Genomic DNA, 23,439 nt, shown 5'->3' on the forward strand with positions numbered 1-23,439 from the left:
CGGATGTCCACAAGTCGATCACCAGGGTGCAGGGGTGCCCGGCGATCGCAGCACGGCCGCGCGTGGCGGCCGGGACGTCGACCGGGGCGGCCGGCGCGGAGGGGAAGGTGATCGGCGGATGAGGTGCCCGTTCTGCCGGCATGCGGACTCTCGGGTCGTCGACTCCCGAGAGGTGGATGAGGGGCAGGCCATCCGGCGGCGGCGCTCGTGCGCGTCGTGCGGAAGGCGGTTCACGACGTCGGAGACGACGGTGCTCGCCGTCGTGAAGCGTTCCGGGGTCACCGAGCAGTTCAACCGGGACAAGGTGGTCAGCGGAGTCCGGCGCGCCTGCCAGGGCAGGCCGGTCGACGACGACGCGCTGCAGCAGCTCGCGCAGCGCGTGGAGGAGTCGATCCGCTCCGCCGGTCTGGCGGAGATCCCGAGTCACGAGGTCGGCCTGGCCATCCTGGGCCCGCTGCGTGAGCTCGACGGGGTCGCCTACCTCCGGTTCGCCAGCGTCTACCGCTCGTTCTCCTCGGTCGAGGACTTCGAGAAGGAGATCTCCGACCTGCGTGAGGCCATGGCGGGTGCTGCTGCGGAAGAAGAAGGCGAGCGCGCCGAAGGCGATTGAGAGTCGCCGCTGCGCGCGGGAGTAAGGGGACGAGACCCGATGACCGAAACCGTGGGAACCGGCGCACCGACGACCGGGCGTGGCAAGAAGAAGTCCGGCGGCGGGCTGACCGTCGAGCGGGTCTTCACCACCGACGGCGTGCACCCGTATGACGAGGTCGCCTGGGAGCAGCGCGACGTCGTGATGACCAACTGGCGCGACGGCAGCGTGAACTTCGAGCAGCGCGGGGTCGAGTTCCCCGAGTCCTGGTCGGTCAACGCCACCAACATCGTCACCAGCAAGTACTTCCGCGGCGCGGTCGGCTCGCCGCAGCGGGAGAGCAGCCTCAAGCAGCTCATCGACCGCGTGGTGAAGACCTACGTCAAGGCCGCGGGCGACAACTCCTACTTCGCCACCCCGGCCGACCTCGAGGTCTTCGAGCACGAACTCACCTGGATGCTGCTGCACCAGGTCTTCAGCTTCAACTCGCCGGTCTGGTTCAACGTCGGCACGGCGTCGAAGCAGCAGGTGTCCGCCTGTTTCATCCTGGCCGTCGACGACACGATGGAGTCGATCCTCAACTGGTACCGCGAGGAGGGCCTGATCTTCAAGGGCGGCTCCGGCGCGGGCCTCAACCTCTCCCGCATCCGCTCCTCGAAGGAGCTGCTGACCTCCGGCGGCACCGCGTCCGGCCCGGTGTCGTTCATGCGCGGCGCCGACGCGTCCGCGGGCACGATCAAGTCCGGCGGCGCCACGCGGCGCGCGGCGAAGATGGTCGTCCTCGACGTCGACCACCCGGACGTCGAAGAGTTCATCGAAACCAAGGCACGCGAGGAAAAGAAGATCAAGGTCCTGCGCGACGCCGGGTTCGACATGGACCTCAGCGGCGCGGACATCACCTCGGTGCAGTACCAGAACGCGAACAACTCCGTCCGCGTCTCCGATGAGTTCATGCGTGCGGTGGAAGCCGATGGGAAGTTCGGCCTCCGCGCGCGGATGACCAACGAGGTCCTCGAAGAGGTCGACGCCAAGAAGCTTTTCCGCACCCTTTCCACCGCCGCGTGGGAATGCGCGGACCCGGGCATCCAATACGACGGCACCATCAACGATTGGCACACCTGCCCGGAATCAGGCCGTATCACCGCGTCTAATCCATGCAGTGAATACATGCATTTGGACAATTCCAGCTGCAATCTCGCCTCGCTGAACCTGATGAAGTTCGTCACCGATGAAGGCACCTTCGATGGTCCTTTGTTCGTAAAGGCGGTCGAATTCGTCATCACGGCGATGGACATTTCCATCTGCTTCGCGGACTTCCCGACCGAGGCCATCGGTGACACCACGCGGAAGTTCCGGCAGCTGGGTATCGGCTACGCCAACCTGGGCGCGCTGCTGATGGCACTCGGCCACGCCTACGACTCCGAAGGCGGCCGTGCGCTCGCGGCGGCCATCACGTCGTTGATGACCGGTGTTTCCTATCGTCGCTCGGCCGAGTTGGCCGGAGCCGTCGGCCCGTACGAGGGTTACGCCCGTAACGCCGAGCCGCACCAGCGGGTCATGCGCAAGCACCTCGCCGCGAACGACGCCGTGCGCACGCACCATGCGAATGACGCCGCTGTCCGTTCGCTGGCGACCGAAGAATGGAAGCGCAATTTAGAAATCGGCGTCGTTAATGGGTGGCGCAATTCGCAAGCCAGTGTATTGGCGCCGACTGGGTGTTTGACCGCCGAAACGCTCGTCACGACGGATCGCGGGCTCGCGAGGCTTTCGGAACTCGGCGATTTGTACGGCGACCGTTGGCAGGATCTTGAGCTGACTGTCGGAACGGACGAAGGACCGCGTCGGGCGACCCGATTCTTCGTCAATGGCGAGGAGCCCACGCGACGCATTGTGACCAAGGGCGGTTACCGGATTCAAGGAACACTCGCCCACCGAGTGAAGGTGGTGGAGCCGGAAACCGGCGCCTGGGTTTGGAAGCGGCTGGCCGACGTGCGTCCGGACGATCTCCTGCCACTGCAGTTGAACGGTTTGGTCGGTGACCCGCGCCGCGTGCCATTGCCTGTACTCGACCAGGCCTACTGCGCCGGTGATCGTGGTATCCGAGTGCCCGATGAGGTTGACGCTGATCTCGCCGAGCTGGTCGGGTACTTCATGGGCGACGGAAGCCTGCACGCCAAGGGGATCAGGCTGTGTGTCGCAGACACCGATCTCGACGTCGCGGAGCGTTTCCGGATGCTCAGCAAGGGTTTGTTCGGCTTGGAACCGGCTGTCAGACAGTGTCAGGGCTATCAGGAAGTGACGCTTCAGTCGATGCGTCTGGCTCGCTGGTGGAAAGCCGCGGGATTCGCCAAGGAGCTGCCGGGCGTCGATCACACTGGTAAGGGCTGGACACCTAGAGTTCCAGCGAGTATCCGGGAGACCAACGATCCAGCTGTTTACGCCGCTTTCCTTCGAGGAGTCTTCGAAGCGGATGGCACGGTCCTTGATGGTGTGCCGAGCGTGTCGACTTCGTCGGAGTGCTTCGCCGAGGACCTTCGTGGACTCTTGCTGACACTGGGAATGGCGACCACTACTCGGCGTACGACCAGTGGTTGGGGTGGGCCGGTCCTGCAGGTCCGGCTGCGCAACGTCGACCACGCGATGAACTTCGACGAGTTCGTCGGTTTCATCAGTGAGCGCAAGGCGAAGCTTCTGGTATCCCTCGAGCCGAGTGGTTCGGCGAAGGGTGACCGGATCCGCCTGCCGCGTGAGGTCTGGGACGAACTGATTCCGGTCGGCCACGAAAGCCGGAACGTGGCCATCACGTCGATCCGGAAGTCCGGTGGCGTAGCGCGCATGCTTGCCAAGAGGATTTTCTCGGAAACGTTGGATCCTCGTTTGGGTCGCGCGCTCGGCTATCTCTTCGAGCCGGTCGCGGCGAATGAAGATGGCGGCGTGCAACCGACCTACGATCTTTCGGTGCCCGAGAACGTCACCTATGTGGCGAACGGGTTCGTCAGTCACAACACCATAGGTTTCATGATGGATTGCGATACGACGGGAATCGAGCCGGACTTTTCGCTGGTCAAGTTCAAGAAATTGGTCGGCGGCGGCTCGATGCAGATCGTGAACCAGACCGTTCCCCGCGCGTTGACGGCGCTGGGTTATCCGGCCGAACAGGTCGAGGCGATCGTCGAGTACATCGCGCAGCACGGGCACGTGGTCGACGCGCCGGGACTGCGGCCGGAGCATTACGAGGTGTTCGACTGCGCTGTCGGTGAGCGGTCGATCGCGCCGATGGGGCACGTGCGGATGATGGCGGCCGTGCAGCCGTTCCTGTCGGGCGCGATTTCCAAGACCGTCAACATGCCGGAGTCGGCGACCGTCGAGGACGTCGAGGAGATCTACTTCCAGGGCTGGAAGTCCGGGCTCAAGGCGCTGGCGATCTACCGCGACAACTGCAAGGTCGGCCAGCCGCTGTCCACCGGCAAGAAGGACGCCGCGGAGCCGGGGCCGGTCGTCGAGTACCGGCCGGTGCGCAAGCGGCTGCCGAAGAAACGCCCGAGTCAGACGGTGTCGTTCACCGTCGGCGGCGCGGAGGGCTACCTGCACGCCGGGTCGTATCCCGATGACGGGCTCGGCGAGATCTTCATCAAGCTCGGCAAGCAGGGTTCGACGCTGGCCGGGGTGATGGACGCGTTCTCGATGTCGATCTCGGTGGGGCTGCAGTACGGGATCCCGCTGGAGTTCTACATTTCCAAGTTCTCCAACTTGCGGTTCGAACCGGCGGGCATGACCGATGACCCGGACGTCCGGATCGCCACGAGCGTGCTGGACTACCTGTTCCGGCGGCTCGCGCTCGACTACCTGCCGTACGAAAAGCGCGCGCAGCTCGGCATTTTCACCGCCGACGAGCGGACAGTGCAGGTCGAGCGGGATTACGGGTCGCCGGGGGAGCAGGAGAACGTCGATCTGGAGGCGTTGCGGACCGGTGTGGACGCCGGGCCGCGGGCCGATGCGGCGGTCAAGGACGAGCATGACTCTCGAGTCCACAGCACGGCCGAGTTGATGGAACTCAGGCTCGGCAAGGCCGCCGACGCACCGCTGTGCATGACCTGCGGGACGAAGATGCGGCCCGCCGGCTCCTGCTACGCCTGCGAAGGCTGCGGTGCCACCTCCGGCTGCAGCTGAGTCGGCCGCGAGATGCCGACATCACGTGATCTCTTAGTAGCTAAGGGATCGCCATCTGTCGACAGGTGGCGATCCCCGCGGGCGGAATCTGGTTTGCACGGCCGGTGAGAATGAAGCGGTGAGTGAAGAGCATGTGCTGGCGGGCTACCGAGTGGCGTCACGAGCGATCCGTCGGAACTGGCAGGACTGGGGCCTGCTGGGGCCGGAGCTGATCTCGATGAGCGACTGCGTCGCCGATGTGATGCGCGCGCAGCCCGACGACTGGGACGAGTGGTTCGACGACGTGGACTCGGCTGGGCAAGCGAAAGCCGGCCGCTCGGATCTTCACGTGCTCGCCGTGGGCATCGCGGCGGCCGACGCCGCGCTCTTGATCAAGGACATCGGCGCACCGCGGCTGCTGAGCACCCCCGAGCCGTTCCCCGCCAAAAACACCGTGCTCGGGCATGAGCTGGTCGGGTTCGACACCGGCGGCTGGCACACGTGGACCTGTCTCGGCGGGCTCGTCGACGACGTCCGGCGGGCGACGGGGGTGCGGCCGGGGCCGTGGGGGCTGATCCACGACGAGTGGGAGGCTCGCCGGGCGGCGGAATGGCTCACGGCTTCCGCGCTCGGCGATCCGAAGGTCTTTTTCTGGGTTTCGGCGAAACTGGCCGAAGTCACCTTTTCCTAAAGGCTGGGCAGGGTGCCCACGCGGTGGGAATTGGCGGAAAGGAAACCGGGAACCGGGACCTGTTCGCTGGTGAGCCTTTTGGTGAGGGTGTGCTGCGTGCGCACCATGAGCGCCGCGTGGCACATTCCGTGATAGGACCAGTCGTAGCGGGAGGTCCAGATGGTCACGGTGCTGCAGGCGTCGTTGCCGGACACGGTGATCGAGATGGTCGGCGCGTGATCGCGCAACTTGGGCTGGTAGTTGAAGGTTCCCGGGCCGCTGACACTTTTCCAGTGCTCGTCGAAGCACGCCTCGACGATGTTTCCGGCTTGGGTCTTACCTGTCGGGGTGGCGATGTGGAGTTGCCTGCGTGCCTTGGTCTGGATGAGCAGCAGCGCGCCGACGGTGGCCAAGGCGCTGAGGATGACTATCGATGACAAGGGTCCTTCTTTGCTTTGATGATCTTTTTCCGAAGGGGTGGGTCGGAAAGGTATGAAATCCTAACTCTCGCCCGTTTGGCCCTTGCGTCGGGTACGTGATCCGGATCACCTGCGGGTGAACTCCATGATCCAGTTGACTTCCCAGGTGCCGCCGCCGTCGCCGGAGAAGGCCTGGTCCCAGCGCGCGTGGTCGCCGGTGATCTCCGTCCACGTGTAGCGGACGCGGATCGGCTTGCCTTCGTGCTCGTCGTCGCCGAAGAACTCGCCGGATCCGTCGGTGAAGGAGCCGGCCACGGGCGGCTGCAGGACGCCGTCGCGGCTGTTCGCCCAGTAGAGCGACCATTTCCCGGTCTCCGGCGCGAACAGCCGCAGCGTCATGCCCGAGAACCCCTTGGTGGGAAAGACGATCTCGTCGAAGTTCCCGGCGCCGCCGAACACGTCGTGCGAGGACGCCGTCGCCGGGAACTCGTCCCACTCGTCACTGCCGACGAGGAGTTTGCCAAGTCGCCGGTTGACGACGTCCCAGGTGCCGTGGAGGAAGTCGAAGTCTGTGCTCATGGGACACAGCTTCGACCCCCTTCACTGACACCTTCTGTCAGTGATCCCGCGTCAGTTGCTCCCAGAGGAACTCGAACACCAGCGACCATTTGAACGCCAGCTGTTCGTTGTCCGCGGCCGCGCCGTGCCCGCCTTCGATGTTCTCGTGGTACCGGACGCCGTAGCCCTGTTCGCGCATCTTCGCCACCATCTTGCGCGCGTGCGCGGGATGCACCCTGTCGTCACGGGTGGACGTCACGAACAGCGTCGGCGGGTAGTCCCGTCCACTGTGGACGTTCTGGTACGGCGAGTACTCGCTGATGAACTCCCACTCGTCCGGCTCGTCCGGGTCGCCGTACTCGGCCATCCAGGACGCCCCGGCGAGCAGCTTGTGGTACCGCTTCATGTCCAGCAGCGGCACCTGCACCACGATCGCGCCGAACAGTTCCGGGTACCGCGTGAGCATGACGCCCATCAGCAGCCCGCCGTTGCTGCCGCCCTGGATGCCGAGCCGTCCGGGCGTGGTGATGCCCCGCGACGTCAGGTCCGCGGCGACGGCGCTGAAGTCCTCGTACACCTTGTGCCGCTCGGACTTCACGGCCTGCGTGTGCCACTCGGGGCCGTACTCACCGCCGCCGCGGATGTTGGCGACGATGTACGTGCCGCCGCGCGCCAGCCAGCCGCGGCCGATGACGCCGCTGTAGCCGGGCGTCAGTGAGACCTCGAAGCCGCCGTAACCGGTGAGCAGCGTCGGCCCGTCCTTGACACCGGACGGCCGCACGACGAAGTACGGGATGCGGGTGCCGTCGAGCGAGGTCGCGAAGAACTGTTCGACGGTGATGCCCTCGGCGTCGAAGAAGGCGGGCGCCTGCTTGAGCACTTCGACGTCACCGCCGACATGCCCGTAGCTCAGCGTCGACGGTGAGGTGTAGCCGCTGGTGTTGAGGATGTACTCGTCGCTGACGTCCGGATCGGTGTCCAGGATTTCGGCGGCGCCGAGCGCGGGTGCCCCGGCCAGCGGCTTCGAGCTCCAGCCGTCGGCGGGGGTGAGCACCCGCAGCTCGGTCTTGACGTCGGAGAGCGTCGCGAGCAGCAGGTGGTTGCGGGTCCACGCGTAGTACTCGAGCGAGGTGTGCGCGTCCGGCTCGAAGATCAGGGTGAAGTCGCGTTCGCCGTCCAGGAAGGACTCGAAGTCGATCGCGAGCAGCGCGCCGGTCGGGTAGCCGACGCCGCCGACCGTCCACGGCGAACGGGTGCGCACCAGCATCCACTCCCGATGGACCGTCGTCTTCGCGTCCTCTGGCACCTCGATCCGGACCAGCGTGCCCGACGGCGTGCGCAGGTGCCGCTCCGAGCGGTAGAAGTCGATGCTGCGGTAGACGAAGTCGCGCTCGTAGCCCTCTGTCGGATCGTGCCCGGCGACCACGGAGACGTCGTCGGGCTTGCCCTCGAAGACCGTCGTGGCTTCGGAGATCGGCGTGCCGCGGCGCCATTCCTTGGTGATCCGCGGGTAGCCGGAGCTCGTCAGCGAACCCGGGCCGAAGTCGGTGCCGACGTAGACGCGGTCGGCGTCGATCCAGCCGATGTCGCTCTTCGCCTCGGGCAGGGTGAAGCCGTCTTCGACGAACTTGCGCTCGTCGAGGTCGAACTCGCGGATCACGGTCGCGTCCGCGCCGCCGCGCGACAGCTCCATCAGGGCGAAGCGGTATTCGGGGCGCAACACCGTCGCGCCCTGCCAGACCCAGTTTTCGTCCTCGGCCTCGGCGAGCGCGTCGAGGTCCAGCAGGAGTTCCCAGCCGGGCGCGTCCTTGCGGTACTCCTCCAGTGTGGTGCGGCGCCAGAGCCCGCGCGGGTGGGTCGCGTCCTGCCAGAAGTTGTACAGGTGCTCGCCGCGGCGCCGGACGTACGGGATGCGGTCGTCGGCGTCCAGCACCTCACGGAGTTCGGTGCGCAGCCCCGCGAACCGCTTGGAGCCGGTGAGCTCGCCGATGGTCTCGGCGTTGCGGGCGCGTACCCAGTCCAAGGCCTGTTCGCCGGTCACGTCTTCCAGCCACAGGTACGGGTCCTCTTCGGTCATGGCTACAGTCTGGTCGTCCGGCCGGGGTCCTCGCCAGACGACCGGCGTTCCCCTTTTGTGATCCTCTTGCTTTCGGGTCCCCGTATGCTGGGCTCAGCGCCCGGGTCGGGGGATCCGAAATCGCGCCCGCCTCCAGGGGAGTTCATGACGGTTTCCGATCCGCCGCCGGGTGATCCGTACCGGCCCGCATGGATGCCGGAACGGCCGCCGTCGCGGCTGGGCACCGGGTCGAAGGTGATCATCGGGGTGTTCGCCGTGGCGTTGTTCTTCGTCGCGGCCGTCGTCGTCACGCCGGGTGCCAGGACGATCTCCGGGCAGGCGCTGGAGGCGCCGGGTGCCGCCGCCGAGGCCAAGGCTCAACGGTCCGAAGGCTCCGGCTCGAAGAAGGCCGAGAAGGTCATCGAACTGGCCTCGAACCCGCTGCTCGGCAAGGATGTCAGGTTGACCGACGTCACCTGCGAGCTCCCGGAGCTCGGCCGGTCGGACGCCGAGCTCACGGCGTTCTACGAAGCGCAGATCTCCTGCCTCGACGACGCCTGGCACCCCGCGCTCCGGCAGGTCGGCGAGCCGACGTCGAAGGCACTGCTGCAGGTCAAGATCCCGCAGGTCAGCCGCTGCGGCGACGCGCCGGACAGCAAGAAGGCGCTGGCCTACTACTGCCCGGGCGACAGCACGATCTACGCGCCGCGCGAGTGGATGCTGGAGGCCGTCGGCGTCAACAAGGGTTCGCACCTCGCGACGATCGCCCACGAGTACGGCCACCACGTGCAGAACGAGAGCGGCATCCTCAACGCCGCCAGCCAGCAGATGACCAGCGACGACGAGAGCAGCCCGGAGGACCAGGAACGCGTCCGCCGCATCGAGCTCCAGGCGAACTGCTTCGGCGCGCTGTTCATCGCGGCTTCGGCGGGGCGGGGCGACATCAGCGCGTCGACGGCGAACGCGGCCATCGCCGACTACGGCAACACCAGCGACAGCGAGACCCACGGCAGCCGCAAGCACCAGCTCAGCTGGGCGCGGGCCGGGTCCGAGGAGAAGAACACCGCGGCGTGCGACACCTGGTCCGCGCCCGCGTCCGAGGTCACCTGATCGTCGGCGTCCAGGCCGGGTCGCGGCCCACGAGTCCGAGGAACCTGTCGAGCGGGGACGCGTCGGCGGGGACAGCGACCACGACGCCGAAGGTCCCGTGGATGAGCCGGTCTTCGGGGTAGGCGGGGATCATTTCGGCGAAGGCCAGTGCGTCCGCGACGGCGTCTTCGTCGGGTTCGTAGGGCACGCCCAGCGTCTTGGCGAGGTCCCAGCCGTGCCCGACGGAGTCGAGGAGATGCATCCGCGCGGCGAAAGCGCCGGGAAAGGTGCCGAATTCGCGGATGGCCACAAGACGTTCCGGCACATCGTCTTCGGCGAAAGCGGCCATAACGGCTTCGGCGGATTCCGCATAACCGCGGTAAGGATCCCGGCCGAGTGTGCCATTGTTCCAGTCCGGTGCGGATCCTTCGCGCAGTGCGACGGCGAAGGCGTTGTTTTCGGCGATTTGGTGGCGGAGCAGATCGGCGAGATCCCAACCGGCACAAGGGGTTTCGCGGGCGAGGTCGGCTTCGGTCACGCCGCTGACGATCTTGTCGAGCACGGCGAGGGTACGGCGGTCGAGTTCGCGGATGTCCATGTCAGAAAATTAATCCGGTTATCGGCCCACGAGAAGTGCCAAAGTCGCCCATTTCCAGTTGGGCCAATCTATGCTTCCCGTGGTGGACATCCACATCGACTTCGAGGGCGGCCGTGGCCGTCGCGACGAGATCTACCGCCAGATCCGGGCCGCCATCCTGGACGGCCGGATCCTCGCCGGTGAAGCCCTGCCCCCGACCAGGGAGTTCGCGCGGCGGCTGCTGGTCTCCCGCAACACCGTCAGCGCCGCCTACGACCGGTTGACCGCGGAGGGGTTCCTCATTGGCAAGGTCGGGGCCGGCACGTTCGTCCAGGCCGGGTTCGCTCGGGGGAGCGACGAGGACCGGCCCCCGGCGCCGGAGGTCGCTTCGCTGTGCCCGGCACCGGTCTGGGACACGGTCCCGAACCCGCCGCGCGGCTTCGCCCCGGCACCGGACTTCGACTTCCGCAGCGGGGTTCCCGATGTGCGGCGGTTCCCGTTCGACACCTGGCGCCGGCTCACGTCGAACCAGCTCCGCGAGACGAAGTCCGGCGGCATGACCTACGGCGATCCGCGCGGGCACGCCGGGCTGCGGGCCGCGATCGCCCGGCACATCGGCGTTTCCCGTGACGTGCGCGCGGAAGCCGGGGACATCCTGGTGACGAACGGCGCCCAGCAGGCTGTCGATCTCGTCGCGCGGGTGTTGCTGTGCCCCGGTGACGTCGTCGCCGTCGAAGACCCGGGCTACCCGCCGCCGCGGTTCCTCTTCGACACCCTCGGCGCGAAGACCATCGGTGTGCCCGTCGACGACGAGGGCATCGTCGTCGACCTGATCCCGTCCGGGTGCCGGCTGGTCTACGTGACGCCGTCGCACCAGTTTCCCTTGGGCATGGCGATGTCGCTGAACCGGCGCCTCGAGCTGCTCACGTGGGCGGAACGGAACGACGCCGCGATCATCGAGGACGACTACGACACCGAGTTCCGCTACGCCGGGCGTCCGCTGGAACCGTTGTACAGCCTCGATACCAGCCACCGGGTCGTCTACGTCGGCTCGTTCTCGAAGGTGCTTTCCCCGGCGCTGCGGCTCGGGTTCCTGGTCGCGCCGCCGTCGTTGCGCGACGCGCTCGTGAAGGCCAAGTTCGTCACCGACTGGCAATCGCCGAACCCGGCGCAGGCCGCGCTCGCCGAGTTCATCGACAGCGGTGGTTTCGCCGGGCACATCCGGAAGATGCGGCGCGAGTACGAAACCCGGCAGCAGCTGATCCTCAAGATCCTCCGCCGGGACTTCGCCGACGTGCTCACGCCGATAGCGTCGTCCGCGGGCCTGCACCTGAGCGCACTGAGCGAGTGCGACGCGCGGCCGTACGCCCGTGCCGCCCGGAACGCCGGGATTTCGTTGTACGCGCTCGAATTCTTCGCCGCGGGAAAGCCCGCGCGGTCGGGTCTCGTGTTCGGTTACGGTGCCATCCCGGCCACCCAGATCGGGCCCGGCCTGCACCGCCTGCGGGCGGTGATGGAGAAGATCGACAAGGGAGTTCCGCGTGAGCGAACCGGATTCGACGATGGCCGCCATCCACGAGGGCCTGCGGTTGCATCTCGGGGGTGACCGGCCGGGCGCGCGGACGCTGTTCGGCGGGCTGTGGGCGGAGATCGGCGACGACGGCGACCCGTTGCACCGGTGCGCGCTCGCGCACTACATGGCCGACGTCCAGGACGATCCCGCCGAGGAGCTCGCCTGGGATCTCCGCGCGCTCCGGGCGGCCGATTCGCTGACCGACGAGCGGGCGCAGGAGCATCACTCTTCCCTTGCGGTGAAAGGGTTCTATCCCTCGCTGCACCTCAACCTGGGTGAGGACTACCGCAAACTCGGCGACCTGGCCGGCGCCCGCGCGCAGCTCGCGCTCGCCCGCGCCACGCTGGACGCGCTGGGTTCCGACGACTACGCGGCGGGCATCCGCGCCGGGCTGGACGGGCTCGCGGAACGGCTCGGCGAGCCGGTGCTCCGGGTCGCGGACCCGGCCGAGTTCGCCGCGCTGCGCGAGGTCGAGCTCGACTCCGACAAGATGTTCCCGGAGATGGAGTTCCCGCCCGGCAGTGTCCTCGACGAGATCGGCGCGAGCCACAGTGTCCTCGCGGCCGGGAACCCGCCGATCGGCTTCATCGTCACCGGGCCCGTCGGCGACCACCTGCACGTCCACCAGTTGTCCGTCCGGCGTGACCAGGGCCGTCGCGGGATCGGTTCGGCGCTGCTCGCCGCGGCCGTCGACGGCGCCGATGTCCCGGTCACCTTGACGACGTTCACCCATGTCCCGTGGAACGCGCCCTGGTATCTCGCGCGGGGCTTCGAGCTGTTCGACGTCGCCGAGTGGGGTCCCGAACTCCGCGAACTGGTCGCCGAAGAGAAGGTCGCGGGGCTCGAAAACCTCGGTCCGAGGGCCGTCCTGCGGAGGTTTCCGAAGACTTCTTGAGCAACCGGTACAAGCTGATCATGGCCCTGCCACGCTGCGTGAACGCCGGTCCGTGACCTGTTTGCCCGGGTTGGCGACTTTCGCACCCGCGCTCCAGGCCATAACCTTAGTGATCGAGCTCACCGAACCGGAGAGGATCGCGATGCGAATTTCCGATTTGCTGCGGAGCAAAGGGACCGCGGTGGCCACGGTCGAACCACAGACCACCGTGAAAGCGTTGCTCAGCGGCCTGGCCGAACACAACGTCGGCGCCATGGTGGTGGTCGGCCCCGACGGGATCGCCGGCATCGTTTCCGAGCGCGACGTCGTGCGGAGACTCAACGACCACGGCACGGACCTGCTGGACAAGCCGGTCTCGGAGATCATGACCAAGATGGTCGCGAGCTGCGTGCCGGAGGATTCGGTCGACGACCTGAGCAGATTGATGACCGAACGCCGGATCCGGCACGTGCCCGTGCTCGTCGACGGCAAGCTCGCGGGCATCATCAGCATCGGTGACGTCGTGAAGAACCGCATGCAGGAGCTCGAGAAGAGCCAGGAGCAGCTCGAGGCCTACATTTCCCAGGGCTAGTGCTGTGTCTCCGTCGAGGGTGGTGGGAGACGGGCGGGCTGGCTGGTCCTAGGACGAGGCGATCGCGTTTTTCAGCGCCGCCGCCGCCGCGGTCATCCCCGCGGTGACGGCGGCGCGGCCGCTCGCCCAGCCGATGCCGCCCGGCTGCTGAGTCAGCAGCACCACCACGTAACGCGAGTCGGCGCCGACCACGCCGGTCGTGTTCAGCACGAGCGCGTTCTTCAGTTCCATCCAGCCTTGTTTGACCGCCCACGGGACGCTGGTGAACGCGTCCGGGATGCCGAAGTACTGCGCGAAGCCGTCGTCGGCCGGGTTCCTGGCCTCGCCGAGCGCCTTCATGATCGTCGTGCTCGCGTCGGCGGGCATCTGGTCGTCGATGAACTGGTAGATCGCGACGACATCGTTCGCGCTCGTCTTCGTCATGCCCCACTCGCCGGGGTCCGTCGGCGGGCTCGTGTCGTCGAGGCCGATCAGGTCGGCCATGCGGGTCACGATCGCCGTGCCGCCGTCGTCACCCCAGAACGCCGACGCCATGGAGTCGTTGCTCCCGGCGAGCATGTCGGTGAGGTCGTCGATGGTGCCGGAGTCCGGGGTGATCCAGCCGTCGTCGTGCAGCGCGTCGATCGCGATGAGCAGCTTGACCACGGACGCGGTGTACAGCGGGGTATCGGCGTTGACCGACGCCAGTGCCTCGCCGGTTTCCCGGTCGTAGACGGTGAAGCCGAGCGTGGTCCGCGGGGACGCCTTGCCCACTGCGGCCGTGACCGCTTCCGCGAGGCTGTCGCGCTCTTCATCAGACAGCGTGACCGGCGCCGCCGAGCTCGAGGTGGTCGGCGACGAGAGGACCGGGGCGGGGGCTTCCGGCGGAGGAAGCGTGGTGATGCTCCCGGCCTCGACCGCGTCGTTCTTGTGTGGCGGAAATACCACGAAGGTCGCCGTGAGTACCACGGCGGCCGCGGCCGCACTCGCCAAACCCAGCCACCATCTTCGTCTGCGCATGCCCCATTAACGTGCACAATCACACGATTGGTTGCAGTTTTTTCCTGTTGATTCGCTGTGTTTCGCTGTGGGAAACCTGTGCGTTACTCGCGCCAACCGGCCAGGTCAACGCCCTTGGCGGTGTCGACGCGGAAGCCGAGTGTGATTTCCCCGGTCGTTCCCGGGGCCAATTCCAGCCGCCAGGTCAATTCACCCAGTTCAGTGGTTTCCGACGGTTCGGGCTTGGTGTGGACGTCCTTGATCACGATGCCGTCGTCGCGGGACACGGGCACCTGGTCGAGCACCGTCACCGCCGCCTGGCGCGGGCTGTGGTTGGTGACCTTCGTCCGGTACTCGGCTTCGCGGCGTTTCGTGCCCGACAGCGTCGCCTTGCTCGCCGCGCGCCGCACGAGTTCGCGCTCCACCCGGATCCGCTCGTCGGCGCCGAGCGCGAGCTCGACCTCTTCGCCGGGCGCCCAGAGGTCGAGCCGGGTCGTGCCGACGTACTCCGTTTCGTGGAAGACCGAGGCGTTGCCTGGGCGCAGGGTGTGCTCGGAACCGTTGATCACGACCGCCCGAAGGAAGGCCTCTTCGGCGGTCACCGGCGCGGTGACGTAGTCGAGCTTGGCTTCGAGTTCGAGACGCGCGATGGTCGAGCGGTGCGCGCTGCCGTCCGAGGGCACCGCGATCGGCCGGGCGGGACGATAGGTCGCCGCGGCGGCGCCCTGTTCGACGGTGGCTGACGTGTCGGCCATCCGGGACAGCTTGGTCAGGCTGGCCGATTGAGCGGAATAGGAATTGACCTCCGGTGCTCCGCCCGGGGCGGCCGAGCCGTATCCGCCCGCCGCCGCGAACGCGCGCACCGGCTGCACACGATCGAGGAACCACGGGCTGAGCTCGGGCACGCTGACGGTGGCGGCCGGCCGCGCGGTGGACAGCGCGAGCTCGCACTCCGGCCAGTCCTCGCCGGTGCTCTGCGTGATCACGCCGTGCCAGGTGACCGTGACGGTCTCGCCCGTGAGCCGGACGTCGTAGCCCGACTGCCACCACGCGTCGGTGACCACATAGGACACTTCGAGCTCGATTTCGGCGTCCGCGGCGGCATCCGGCAGCGCCTCCAGCTCGATGGTGATCGCCGTGCTGTCCGGGACGCCGGAGCTGCGCGCGCCGATCGCGCGGTCGATCGCCTCGAGTTCCTCGGCGAGCTCGGTGTGCCGGGTGGCCAGTTCCCGGCGCCTGCTCAGCACCTGGGCGAGCTGCCCGGCGAGCGCGTCACCCACTCCGGCGACCCGCTCCGGCTCGGTGGAGCCCGCCGCGAGCGCCTTCGCGAACGCCGCTCCGCTGCGGCGGGTGAGCGTGGCGAGCAGCTCGGCCTTGGACACCTCGACGGCTTCGGCGTCGACGACCTCGTCGAGCCGCCCCTGGGCCGCCCGGCGCCGATCCCGCAACTCGCGCAGGCCGCTGTCGAAGTACTCCGCGCGCCGCTGGACACCGACGTCCACGCCGACGATCGACGCCGGCCCGGAACCGTTGGCGCGCACCGAATCTGCGGAGACACCGAGCGGCAGGCCCTCGACGGTGAACTTCGACTCGCCGGCGAGCGCGGCGCGTCCCCGGCGGGTGATCCTGGCGTGCTGCGGGTAGACGGTCACGGCGACGATGGGGGCTTCCACGGCGGTCGGCATGACACCGACGTTAGTCCCTTGACACCACCGGGTGACCCCGGAAGGGTCGATCGCGATGCAGTCCGCTTTACCCGACATGGGGGCCTTGTGAGATCTGTACGCCTAGCCGCTCTGCTCGCCGCTGTGGTCGCGTTGCCGTTGACTTCCGTTGCGGCACAAGCGGATCCGCCACCCGCGCCGGTGTTCCAGGGCGGTGAGGCGCAGCCGGTGTTCAGCCCCACCGACGTCGTGCGCGACAACCTCTGGGTGGACGCGCCGGTCGACAGCGACTTCGACGGGCAGGACGACAAGGTCCACGTCGAGGTGGTGCGCCCGAAGGCCACGCTGCAGGGCATGAAGGTGCCTGTCGTGTACCAGGCGAGCCCGTACTACGCGGGCGGCAACGACATCGCCAACCACAACGTGGACGTCGAGCTGTACGCGCCGGGGCAGAACCGTCCCGCGGCGGGCCCGCGCGTCGCCGCGTCGGCCGTCGGCCCCAACGCGGCGCTGATCACCTGGCGCTACGAGCAGTACTTCGTCTCACGCGGTTTCGCCGTGGTCTACGGCGAGTCGCTGGGCAGCGGCCAGTCCACGGGCTGCCCGACCACCGGTGACGTCAACGAGACCATCGGCGCGCGCTCGGTCGTCGACTGGCTCAACGGCCGGGCCTCCGCGAGCGACCCCGCCGGCGCGCCCGTCACGGCGAGCTGGAGCACGGGCAAGACGGGCATGATGGGCGTGTCCTACAACGGCACACTGCCGAACGCCGTCGCCAGCACCGGGGTCCAGGGCCTGGAGACCATCGTCCCGATCGCGGCGATCTCCAGCTGGTACGACTACTACCGCAACGACGGCGCCACCGTCGCCGCCGGCGGTTTCCAGGGCGAGGACGCCGACGTGCTCGCCGAGTACGTCTACACCCGCTCCGACCGCGCGATCTGCCGTCCGGTGATCGACAAGCTGGCCGTCGACCAGGACCGGGTGACCGGCGACTACAGCCCGTTCTGGGACGTCCGCAACTACCGCGACGACGTCTCCAAGGTGCACGCCTCGGTGCTCGCGGTGCACGGCCTCAACGACTGGAACGTCAAGACCAGCCAGGTCGCCGAGTGGTACGAACTGCTGAAGGCCCACGGTGTCGAGCACAAGATCTGGCTGCACCAGGCCGGGCACGCCGACCCGTACTCGCTGCGCCGAGACGTCTGGCTGTCGACGTTGAACAAGTGGATGTCGCACTACCTTTACGGTCTCGACAACGGCATCCAGCTCGAGCCGAAGTCGACCGTGCAGCGTGAGGACCTGTCGTGGGTCGACGAGGCCGAGTGGCCCGCCCCCGGCACCGCCGACGCGACGGTCTACCCGTGGCCCGGCGGCAAGGCCAAGGGCACCCTCGACCTCCGCAACCCGCTGCCCGGTCGTCCCACGATCGAGCGGCTCGCGGACGACTCGAGCAAGAAGATCGAGCAGCTCGCCGACTTGGCCAGCTCGGGCAACCGGCTTTCGTACTCGACCACGGCGGCGAAGAAGCCCGTCCGGCTCTCGGGTACGGCCAAAGTCGACTTGTCGATCTCGTTCGACCGTCCGGCCGCGAACATCACCGGCGTGCTGCTCGACCGCGCGCCGGACGGCACCTCGCACGTGATCACCCGAGGCTGGACCGACCCGCAGAACCGCACCGACCCCGCGGTGACCAAGGCGATCGAGCCAGGCAAGTCGTACAACGTCGAGGTCGAGCTGATGCCGAAGGACTACATCCTGGCGACCGGCCACAAGCTGGAGTTCCTGCTCGCGTCGAGCGACCACGACTACACCCTGCGGCCGAAGCCGGGTGCCGGACTGGCGATCGACCTCACCAAGACGTCGATCACCCTGCCGATCGTCGGCGGGAAAACCGGCCTGCGAGCCGCTTTCTAGGTGCTACGGGCGGGGCACCTTCGTCAGGAGGGTGTCCCGCACCGTGCCTCTCGTCGCCATCTGTCGACAGATGGCGGCCGGGGTCAGTCTGCGATGCCCGCCTTGTAGGCGAACGCCACCGCCTGCGCCCGATCCCGCAGTCCGGCCTTCGAAAACAGGTGGTTCACATGCGTTTTCACCGTCGCTTCGCTGACCACCAGCGCCCGCGCGATCTCCGTGTTCGACATCCCCGCCGCGATCAGCGTGAGCACCTCGACCTCGCGTGAGGTAAGCCCTTCGACGTCTTTCGTGCGCACCGGCGTGGCCCGCGTTGCCGCCGCCACCAAGCGTTGCTGCAGCTCGGCGTCCACAGTGGACTGACCGTCCGCGGCGGCGTGCAGGGCGCGTGCGATCGCTTCCGCGTCGGCGTCCTTCGTCAGGAATCCGCGTGCCCCGGCGCGCAACGCGGCCAGCAGCGAATCGTCGTCGGTGTACGTGGTCAGCACGACGACCTCGGTCGCGGGGAATTCGGCCCGCACTCGCCGGGTCGTCTCCACGCCGTCGCAGCGCGGCATCCGGAGATCGACGAGCAGCACGTCCGGCCGGTGCTCCCCGACCAGCGCGAGCGCCTGCAGCCCGTCCGCCCCGGCGCCGACGACCTCGACCCCCGGCAGCAGCCCGAGCAGCGTCACCAGTCCCTCGCGCACGACGGCCTGGTCGTCGGCCAGCACCACACGCAGCGCTACGCCGGCACTGTCAGGTGTACTCGCCATCCGTCCTCCACCGGTCCACTGTCCAGGTGCCCGTCGAGCAGTTCCGCCCGCTCGCGCATTCCTCGCAAACCGTAGCCCGGCGTGACCGGCTCCGGCGGCCGCCTGCCCTGCGCGTCGAGCACGATGACGTCGACGTCCTCGGGCCGGTAGGTGATCGTCACCCGGACCTCGGCGCCCGGCGCGTGCTTGCGCGTGTTGGACAGGGCTTCCTGGACCGCGCGGACCACGGCCATCCCGGTCGCGGTCTCCAGATCACGGGGTTCGCCGTGCAGTTCCAGCTCGGCCGCGGCGCCGGTGTCCAGCCGGTACGCCGCGACGAGGTCCGCGACGGCGCGCGCGACGGGCACGGGGTCGTCCCGCAGCGCGGCGACGGCGTCGCGTGCCTCGCTGAGGCCGTCCGAAGCGAGCTTCTGCGCCCGTTCGATCTGCGCGACGGCGTCGGGGCTGGAGCCGTCGCGCACCAGCATCAGCCGGGCGCCCTGCAGGTTCAGCGCCAGCCCGGCCAGCGAATGCGCGAGGACGTCGTGCAGTTCCCGCGCGATCCTGGTCCGCTCCGCCAGCGCCGCCGCCCGCGCGTGCTCCTCGGTCGCGGTCTGGGCCCTGGCCAGTGCCAGTTCCGTCTGCTCCAGTTGCGCGGCACGGGTGCGGCGGTTGAGTCCGAGCAGCACGATCACGACGAGGATCGCGTACAGCAGCAGGGCGTCGGCCCAGCGGCCCGCGTTGACGCTCACCCACACCGTCGTGACGGCCGCCGCGATGGTGACGATCACCGCGGCCCGCGCTCGCGAGAGCAGCCGCACCGAGTGGAACGTGGTGCTGAACATCGCCACCGACACCCAGCCGTTGGGCGTGAGTGTCCACAGCGCACCGCTCGAGGCGACCACGACGGCCATCCCCAGCGGGATCACCCAAGCGGGTGCCGTAGGCATCCACAGCAGCGGAGTCGCGGCCACCAGCGTCAGCGCGATGAGCGCCCACGCCACGGCGTTGCCGACCGGTAGCACGGAAATCAGGGGTACCACGACGAAACCCCAGCGCACCCAGTCGGGCGCGTCGAGGTTCTTCGCCGGTGCGGTCATGTCGTCCAGCATGCCTCAGTGGTCCACCCGGGCACTCTGCCGGTCGGCCGCGACGGGCAGCCCCAGTTTGCGGACCCTGGCGTAGATCACGGCGTTCTGGATCCCGATGCTCAAGCCCACCGAAAGCCATATCGACGCCGAAGTCAGCGGCCCCGACGCGTCGAGCTGCGAGCCGAGTACCCCGAAGCCGACACGCACGCCGATGGTCACCAGCCACAGGATCAGCGTGAGGGCGGTGCCTTTCTGAAAGGCGAGACCGTCCCGTATGGACAGTGCGACGCTGCCGCCGCGGATCACCCCGAGCACGGTCAGCACGACCAGATCCGTGCCGAGGAGGGCGATTTCGGTGCCACCCGCCGTCGGCAACGCGGTCAAAGTGGACGAACCGCCGATGGCGAGCAGGATCACCGGGATCAGCCACAGCGACCGCACGCTCAGCGTGCTCCCGGCGAGCTGTTTGAGGATGACGCGCCAGAACACGAAGGCGGCGATGGCGACGTACAGAAGAACGGTGGCCGAACTGGTGTTTCCCATGAGCTCAAGCTTCGGCCGTTCCCTGGCCGGCGACGTCGGCGCAGGGTTGGCTCCCGGGTGGATTCGCGCGTAGACCCCAGGGTGGAGACACCCTTGTACGGAAAATGTACTTCGGCGGGCTTTTCTGTGCGCAGTCGATTTTCCGATCTCTCACGGAGGATTTCATGCACAGGTTGAGACGCTTCGCCGTCCTCGCCGCGGCGGCGATCATCCCGGCGCTGGGGCTGGTCGCCGCCGGCCAGACCCAGGCGTCGGCCGCGCCCAACTTCCAGGTGCCGTTCAAATGCGGCACCACGGTCACGGCGGCCACCTTCGACTACCACAACCCGGTGAAGTCGGTCGACTTCCAGAAGGCGGGAATCGAAGGCATGGCCGTGCTCGCTTCGGCGAGTGGCAAGGTGACCAGGGTGGAGAACATGGGCACCGCGAGTTACGGGCGCTGGATCGAAATCGACCACGGCAGTGGCTGGAAAACCCGGTACGCGCACCTCTCCGCGCAGCAGGTTTCGGTGAACCAGGTCGTCAGCACCGGCACGCAGATCGGCAAGGCGGGCCAGACCGGAAACGTGAGCGGGCCGCATCTGCACTTCGAAGAAAACCTCAACGGTGTCACGCAGAACGCGAAGCTGAACGGCGTTTCGGTGCCTTACTACACGAAGACCGCCTTCACCAGTAAGAACAACTGCGGCGGTAACCCGTATTCGGCCGAAGAGGCCTGTGGTGACGGATTCGGTATCGTCGACCAGCAGGCACTGGGCAGCTCGGGCACGACCTACCTGCTTTACAACTCCGCCAACAAGAACAACTGCGTCGTGACGCTGAAGGCGGTTTCGCTGGGCACCGCTTCCGCGACTTCGGCCTTCCTCGAGGTGCAGGGTTCGGCACGGGTCACCGACTCGGGCAATTTCACCTACTACGCCGGTCCGGTCAAGAAGGTCGCTGATTCCACCTGCGTCAAATGGGGCGGTTCGGTCGGCGCCGACGCCTACACGAGTGTGTTCGAACACTGCGACTAGCGGCGGTTCAGCGGCGGGCGAGGGTAACGCATACCACCGACAGAATTCGTCCGGCGAAGATCATCCGGCCCGAGTTGTTCAAGGGCCACCGAGTTGTCCACAGATTTGCCCCGCCCCCACTCCGCGGCCTTTCCACGCCGCAGAGTGGGGGCATGTCCACTTCCACCGCGTTCTCCCAGTCCAGTCCGCAGTCCGGTCTCCCGCGGGTCCGGCTCCGGGATCCGGCCGAGCTGCTCGCCGCGACCCCGCATCTGCTCGGATTCCGCCCGTCGGAGTCGGTGCTCCTCATCGCGCACCTCGGGGCCGACGGCCGCCGGCTCGGGCGGGTCATGCGAGGCGATCTGCCTCCGCCAGAGGCCGCCCGTCAGCAGGCCGCGTTCGTCGCCTCGGCCTTCCCCCGCGACGGTGACTTCGGGGTCACGGTCATCGTCGTCGGCAGACGTGACGGGCCCGAGTACGACGATCCGGCCCGGCTGCCGCAGGCCGAGTTCGTCTCGACGCTCACCGAACTGCTCGCCGAGACAGGCACGCCCGTCTTACAGGCGTTCTGGGCCTCGGAGATCAGGTCGGGCGCACCTTGGGCGTGCTATGCCGGCGACGGGTGCGGGGGAGAGTTGCCCGAGGTCGACTACTCCGAACTCGCCGCGGCCACCGCGAGCCTGGGTCACGTCACCTACGACAGCCGCGAAGCCATGGCCGACGTGCTCGTCGCTCCCGACGAGACCGTGGTCGCGCGGCGCTCGGCCCTGCTCGACGAGGTGTACGACGAGTTCGGTCCGCCTGCCGACACCCCGGAGTCGGTCAGCCGAGGCCGCGAGGTGGTCCGGGGCGCACTCCGGCAAGCCGCGAGCGGCGACCTCACCCTGACCGACGAACAGGCAGTGGAGCTCGCCGTCGCCCTGTCCGTCCCGCGGATCCGGGACGCCTGCCTGGCACTGGCTGTCCCGCCGGAGAGCGCCGACGCCGTGGTCGCGGAGAGACTCTGGCTGGCGCTGGTCCGGTGCCTTCCGGCCCCGGAGCGCGCCGAACCGGCAGTCCTCCTCGGCTACTCCCTGTACATGCGGCATGAATCCACTTTCGCGGGCCTGGCCCTGGAAAACGCACTCGAAGCCGTGCCCGACCACATACTCGCGAAGCTGCTCCACCAATCGATACGGGCCTGCGTGCCGCCGGTGAAAATGCGCGGCCTCGGCAAACTCGAGGGAATGGAGAGCCTGACGGAGCCCCTTTAGCCACCCGTCGCCCGACCACCACCCCGATCGAAACGCTGCGCGCTACTGGTTATTTCGAGGCGCGAGCCTGGGTGAAGTTCCAGGCATCGGTGACGATCCCGATCAGATCGGTGCGCTCCGGCTTCCAGCCGAGCTCCTCACGGGCCCGGTCGCTGGCGGCCACGAGCACCGCCGGGTCGCCCGCGCGGCGCGGGGAAACCACGGCGGGGATCGGGTGGCCGGTCGCCTGGCGGCAGGCCTCGATCACCTGGCGCACCGAGAAACCGGTGCCACTGCCCAAGTTGTAGATCTTGTGCTCGCCCTCGGCGGCGTGCCGCAGCGCGAGCAGGTGGGCGTCGGCGAGGTCGGCGACGTGGATGTAGTCGCGGATCGCGGTGCCGTCCTCGGTGGGGTAGTCCTCGCCGAAGATGCTGATGTGCTCGCGCTGCCCGGTGGCGGTCTGCAGCACCAGCGGGATCAGGTGCGTCTCCGTGGCGTGCCGCTCACCCAGGTCGCCGTAGGCACCGGCGACGTTGAAGTACCGCAGGCTCACCGCGGCGAGGCCGTGGGCGAGGGCATAGGAGGTGATGGCGTGGTCGATGGCCAGTTTGGTGGCGCCGTAGGTGTTCGTCGGCCGGGTGGGCGCGGATTCCGGGATCGGCGAGCTTTCCGGCTCGCCGTAGGTCGCGGCGGTGGAGGAGAAGACCAGCCGCGGAGTGCCGTGGGTCCGCATCGCGTCGAGCAGCCGCAGCGAGGTCACCACGTTGCCCTGCCAGTACTTGGCGGGGTCCTGCATGGACTCGCCCACGAGCGACTTCGCGGCGAAGTGCAGTACGCCGTCGAAGCCTTCGGCCAGCAGGGTTTCCGCCGTCTCGGCGGCGTCGCCCTCGATGAACCGGGCGCCGGGGTGCACCGCGTCGGCGTGACCTGTGGAGAGGTCGTCCAGCACGGTGACGTCGTGGCCGGCTTCGACCAGCCTGGCGGCGCATACGCTGCCCACGTAGCCGGCACCGCCGGTGACGACCAGTTTGAGGGGCTGGGTCTGCGTGTCGGTCACGTTCGGGCCTTTCCGGTCGGGCGGGAGAAGTGGGGACCACCTTCCCCTATTCCCCGGCCCCGCCCGTCACTGGGTTGCGTACACC

Annotated in this window: 20 protein-coding genes and 1 pseudogene; 11 read left to right on the plus strand and 10 right to left on the minus strand. The window is 68.0% G+C overall.

Features of this window, described 5'->3' with window-relative positions; translation table 11 throughout:
* Positions 1-118 precede the first annotated feature (118 nt).
* From nrdR to VGP60_RS33825, 3 genes are all read left to right on the plus strand, one after another.
* Positions 119-610, plus strand: a complete 492-nt coding sequence (gene nrdR / locus VGP60_RS33815; protein WP_327552242.1) for a transcriptional regulator NrdR — start codon at positions 119-121, stop codon at positions 608-610.
* Between the two features lie 39 nt (positions 611-649).
* Entirely contained in the window at positions 650-4,759 is a 4,110-nt protein-coding gene (locus VGP60_RS33820) for a vitamin B12-dependent ribonucleotide reductase (RefSeq protein ID WP_327552243.1), read from the plus strand.
* A gap of 118 nt (positions 4,760-4,877) precedes the next feature.
* Entirely contained in the window at positions 4,878-5,429 is a 552-nt protein-coding gene (locus VGP60_RS33825; protein ID WP_327552244.1) for a hypothetical protein, read from the plus strand.
* Here the strand turns inward: VGP60_RS33825 and VGP60_RS33830 are convergent.
* The 3 genes from VGP60_RS33830 to VGP60_RS33840 form a co-directional block, all read right to left on the minus strand.
* Positions 5,426-5,848: a hypothetical protein gene (locus tag VGP60_RS33830; RefSeq protein ID WP_327552245.1), complete on the minus strand. Its 423-nt coding sequence runs from the start codon at positions 5,846-5,848 to the stop codon at positions 5,426-5,428. The genes VGP60_RS33825 and VGP60_RS33830 overlap by 4 nt on opposite strands.
* Positions 5,849-5,953: 105 nt before the next feature.
* Positions 5,954-6,406, minus strand: coding sequence for a hypothetical protein (locus VGP60_RS33835; protein WP_327552246.1), 453 nt, complete (start codon positions 6,404-6,406; stop codon positions 5,954-5,956).
* 37 nt (positions 6,407-6,443) lie between these two features.
* Complete coding sequence (locus tag VGP60_RS33840; protein WP_327552247.1) at positions 6,444-8,462, minus strand: prolyl oligopeptidase family serine peptidase; 2,019 nt, start codon at positions 8,460-8,462, stop codon at positions 6,444-6,446.
* 144 nt (positions 8,463-8,606) lie between these two features.
* Between VGP60_RS33840 and VGP60_RS33845 the strand changes: the two genes are divergently transcribed.
* Positions 8,607-9,551 carry a neutral zinc metallopeptidase gene (locus tag VGP60_RS33845; RefSeq protein WP_327552248.1) on the plus strand — a complete coding sequence of 315 codons (945 nt, stop codon included), beginning with the start codon at positions 8,607-8,609 and terminating at the stop codon, positions 9,549-9,551.
* Here VGP60_RS33845 and VGP60_RS33850 read toward each other — a convergent pair.
* A complete protein-coding gene (locus VGP60_RS33850; protein ID WP_327552249.1) occupies positions 9,544-10,128 on the minus strand; it encodes a TIGR03086 family metal-binding protein in 585 nt (194 codons plus the stop codon). The two genes, VGP60_RS33845 and VGP60_RS33850, sit on opposite strands and share 8 nt — an antisense overlap.
* 82 nt (positions 10,129-10,210) lie before the next feature.
* Between VGP60_RS33850 and VGP60_RS33855 the strand changes: the two genes are divergently transcribed.
* The 4 genes and pseudogenes from VGP60_RS33855 (at position 10,211) to VGP60_RS33870 (ending at position 13,146) form a co-directional block, all read left to right on the plus strand.
* The gene (locus VGP60_RS33855; protein ID WP_327552250.1) at positions 10,211-11,713 is read left to right on the plus strand and encodes a PLP-dependent aminotransferase family protein; all 1,503 of its coding nucleotides are present in this window, start codon (positions 10,211-10,213) and stop codon (positions 11,711-11,713) included.
* Positions 11,670-12,098, plus strand: a pseudogene (locus VGP60_RS33860) (hypothetical protein); the annotation flags it as partial. The gene VGP60_RS33855 and the pseudogene VGP60_RS33860, both read left to right, overlap by 44 nt.
* Before the next feature lie 84 nt (positions 12,099-12,182).
* A complete protein-coding gene (locus tag VGP60_RS33865; RefSeq protein ID WP_327552303.1) occupies positions 12,183-12,575 on the plus strand; it encodes a GNAT family N-acetyltransferase in 393 nt (130 codons plus the stop codon).
* Positions 12,576-12,717: 142 nt separating this feature from the next.
* The gene (locus VGP60_RS33870; protein ID WP_327552251.1) at positions 12,718-13,146 is read left to right on the plus strand and encodes a CBS domain-containing protein; all 429 of its coding nucleotides are present in this window, start codon (positions 12,718-12,720) and stop codon (positions 13,144-13,146) included.
* A 48-nt stretch (positions 13,147-13,194) separates the two neighbouring features.
* On the opposite strand, the gene VGP60_RS33875 is transcribed toward VGP60_RS33870, so the two are convergent.
* Entirely contained in the window at positions 13,195-14,145 is a 951-nt protein-coding gene (locus VGP60_RS33875; protein ID WP_327552252.1) for a hypothetical protein, read from the minus strand.
* An 83-nt stretch (positions 14,146-14,228) separates the two neighbouring features.
* Positions 14,229-15,809, minus strand: a complete 1,581-nt coding sequence (locus tag VGP60_RS33880) for a DUF4139 domain-containing protein (RefSeq protein ID WP_327552253.1) — start codon at positions 15,807-15,809, stop codon at positions 14,229-14,231.
* An 87-nt stretch (positions 15,810-15,896) separates the two neighbouring features.
* Between VGP60_RS33880 and VGP60_RS33885 the strand changes: the two genes are divergently transcribed.
* Entirely contained in the window at positions 15,897-17,705 is a 1,809-nt protein-coding gene (locus VGP60_RS33885) for a Xaa-Pro dipeptidyl-peptidase (RefSeq protein WP_327552254.1), read from the plus strand.
* A gap of 83 nt (positions 17,706-17,788) precedes the next feature.
* Here the strand turns inward: VGP60_RS33885 and VGP60_RS33890 are convergent, their stop codons facing one another.
* The 3 genes from VGP60_RS33890 to VGP60_RS33900 are packed head-to-tail and all read right to left on the minus strand — an operon-like array spanning position 17,789 to position 20,070.
* Positions 17,789-18,457, minus strand: a complete 669-nt coding sequence (locus VGP60_RS33890) for a response regulator transcription factor (RefSeq protein WP_327552255.1) — start codon at positions 18,455-18,457, stop codon at positions 17,789-17,791.
* Positions 18,427-19,536, minus strand: a complete 1,110-nt coding sequence (locus tag VGP60_RS33895) for a sensor histidine kinase (protein WP_327552256.1) — start codon at positions 19,534-19,536, stop codon at positions 18,427-18,429. The genes VGP60_RS33890 and VGP60_RS33895 overlap by 31 nt, the downstream gene beginning before the upstream one ends.
* Before the next feature lie 15 nt (positions 19,537-19,551).
* Positions 19,552-20,070 (minus strand): hypothetical protein, encoded by a 519-nt coding sequence (locus tag VGP60_RS33900; RefSeq protein ID WP_327552257.1) that lies wholly within the window; start codon positions 20,068-20,070, stop codon positions 19,552-19,554.
* A gap of 164 nt (positions 20,071-20,234) precedes the next feature.
* Here VGP60_RS33900 and VGP60_RS33905 point away from each other — a divergent pair, with 164 nt between their 5' ends.
* Together VGP60_RS33905 and VGP60_RS33910 are read left to right on the plus strand one after the other, a co-directional pair.
* On the plus strand, positions 20,235-21,086 hold the full coding sequence (locus VGP60_RS33905; RefSeq protein WP_327552258.1) for a M23 family metallopeptidase: 852 nt from the start codon (positions 20,235-20,237) through the stop codon (positions 21,084-21,086).
* 152 nt (positions 21,087-21,238) lie between these two features.
* The gene (locus VGP60_RS33910; protein ID WP_327552259.1) at positions 21,239-22,318 is read left to right on the plus strand and encodes a DUF4192 domain-containing protein; all 1,080 of its coding nucleotides are present in this window, start codon (positions 21,239-21,241) and stop codon (positions 22,316-22,318) included.
* 49 nt (positions 22,319-22,367) lie between these two features.
* Here VGP60_RS33910 and galE read toward each other — a convergent pair whose 3' ends face one another.
* Positions 22,368-23,354 (minus strand): UDP-glucose 4-epimerase GalE, encoded by a 987-nt coding sequence (gene galE, locus VGP60_RS33915; protein WP_327552260.1) that lies wholly within the window; start codon positions 23,352-23,354, stop codon positions 22,368-22,370.
* Between the last annotated feature and the right edge of the window lie 85 nt (positions 23,355-23,439).

This window comes from Amycolatopsis sp. (genome assembly GCF_036008905.1).
Classification (GTDB): Bacteria; Actinomycetota; Actinomycetes; order Mycobacteriales; family Pseudonocardiaceae; genus Amycolatopsis.

Bases quoted from the DNA above. Each gene is read 5' to 3' on its own strand.
- VGP60_RS33880 (WP_327552253.1), bottom strand. From the start codon at position 15,809: ATGCCGACCGCCGTGGAAGCCCCCATCGTCGCCGTGACCGTCTACCCG.
- VGP60_RS33875 (WP_327552252.1), bottom strand. From the start codon at position 14,145: ATGCGCAGACGAAGATGGTGGCTGGGTTTGGCGAGTGCGGCCGCGGCC.
- VGP60_RS33820 (WP_327552243.1), top strand. From the start codon at position 650: ATGACCGAAACCGTGGGAACCGGCGCACCGACGACCGGGCGTGGCAAG.
- VGP60_RS33910 (WP_327552259.1), top strand. From the start codon at position 21,239: ATGTCCACTTCCACCGCGTTCTCCCAGTCCAGTCCGCAGTCCGGTCTC.
- VGP60_RS33850 (WP_327552249.1), bottom strand. From the start codon at position 10,128: ATGGACATCCGCGAACTCGACCGCCGTACCCTCGCCGTGCTCGACAAG.
- VGP60_RS33905 (WP_327552258.1), top strand. From the start codon at position 20,235: ATGCACAGGTTGAGACGCTTCGCCGTCCTCGCCGCGGCGGCGATCATC.
- VGP60_RS33890 (WP_327552255.1), bottom strand. From the start codon at position 18,457: ATGGCGAGTACACCTGACAGTGCCGGCGTAGCGCTGCGTGTGGTGCTG.
- VGP60_RS33845 (WP_327552248.1), top strand. From the start codon at position 8,607: ATGACGGTTTCCGATCCGCCGCCGGGTGATCCGTACCGGCCCGCATGG.
- nrdR (WP_327552242.1), top strand. From the start codon at position 119: ATGAGGTGCCCGTTCTGCCGGCATGCGGACTCTCGGGTCGTCGACTCC.
- VGP60_RS33895 (WP_327552256.1), bottom strand. From the start codon at position 19,536: ATGACCGCACCGGCGAAGAACCTCGACGCGCCCGACTGGGTGCGCTGG.
- VGP60_RS33900 (WP_327552257.1), bottom strand. From the start codon at position 20,070: ATGGGAAACACCAGTTCGGCCACCGTTCTTCTGTACGTCGCCATCGCC.
- VGP60_RS33835 (WP_327552246.1), bottom strand. From the start codon at position 6,406: ATGAGCACAGACTTCGACTTCCTCCACGGCACCTGGGACGTCGTCAAC.
- VGP60_RS33870 (WP_327552251.1), top strand. From the start codon at position 12,718: ATGCGAATTTCCGATTTGCTGCGGAGCAAAGGGACCGCGGTGGCCACG.
- VGP60_RS33840 (WP_327552247.1), bottom strand. From the start codon at position 8,462: ATGACCGAAGAGGACCCGTACCTGTGGCTGGAAGACGTGACCGGCGAA.
- VGP60_RS33865 (WP_327552303.1), top strand. From the start codon at position 12,183: ATGGAGTTCCCGCCCGGCAGTGTCCTCGACGAGATCGGCGCGAGCCAC.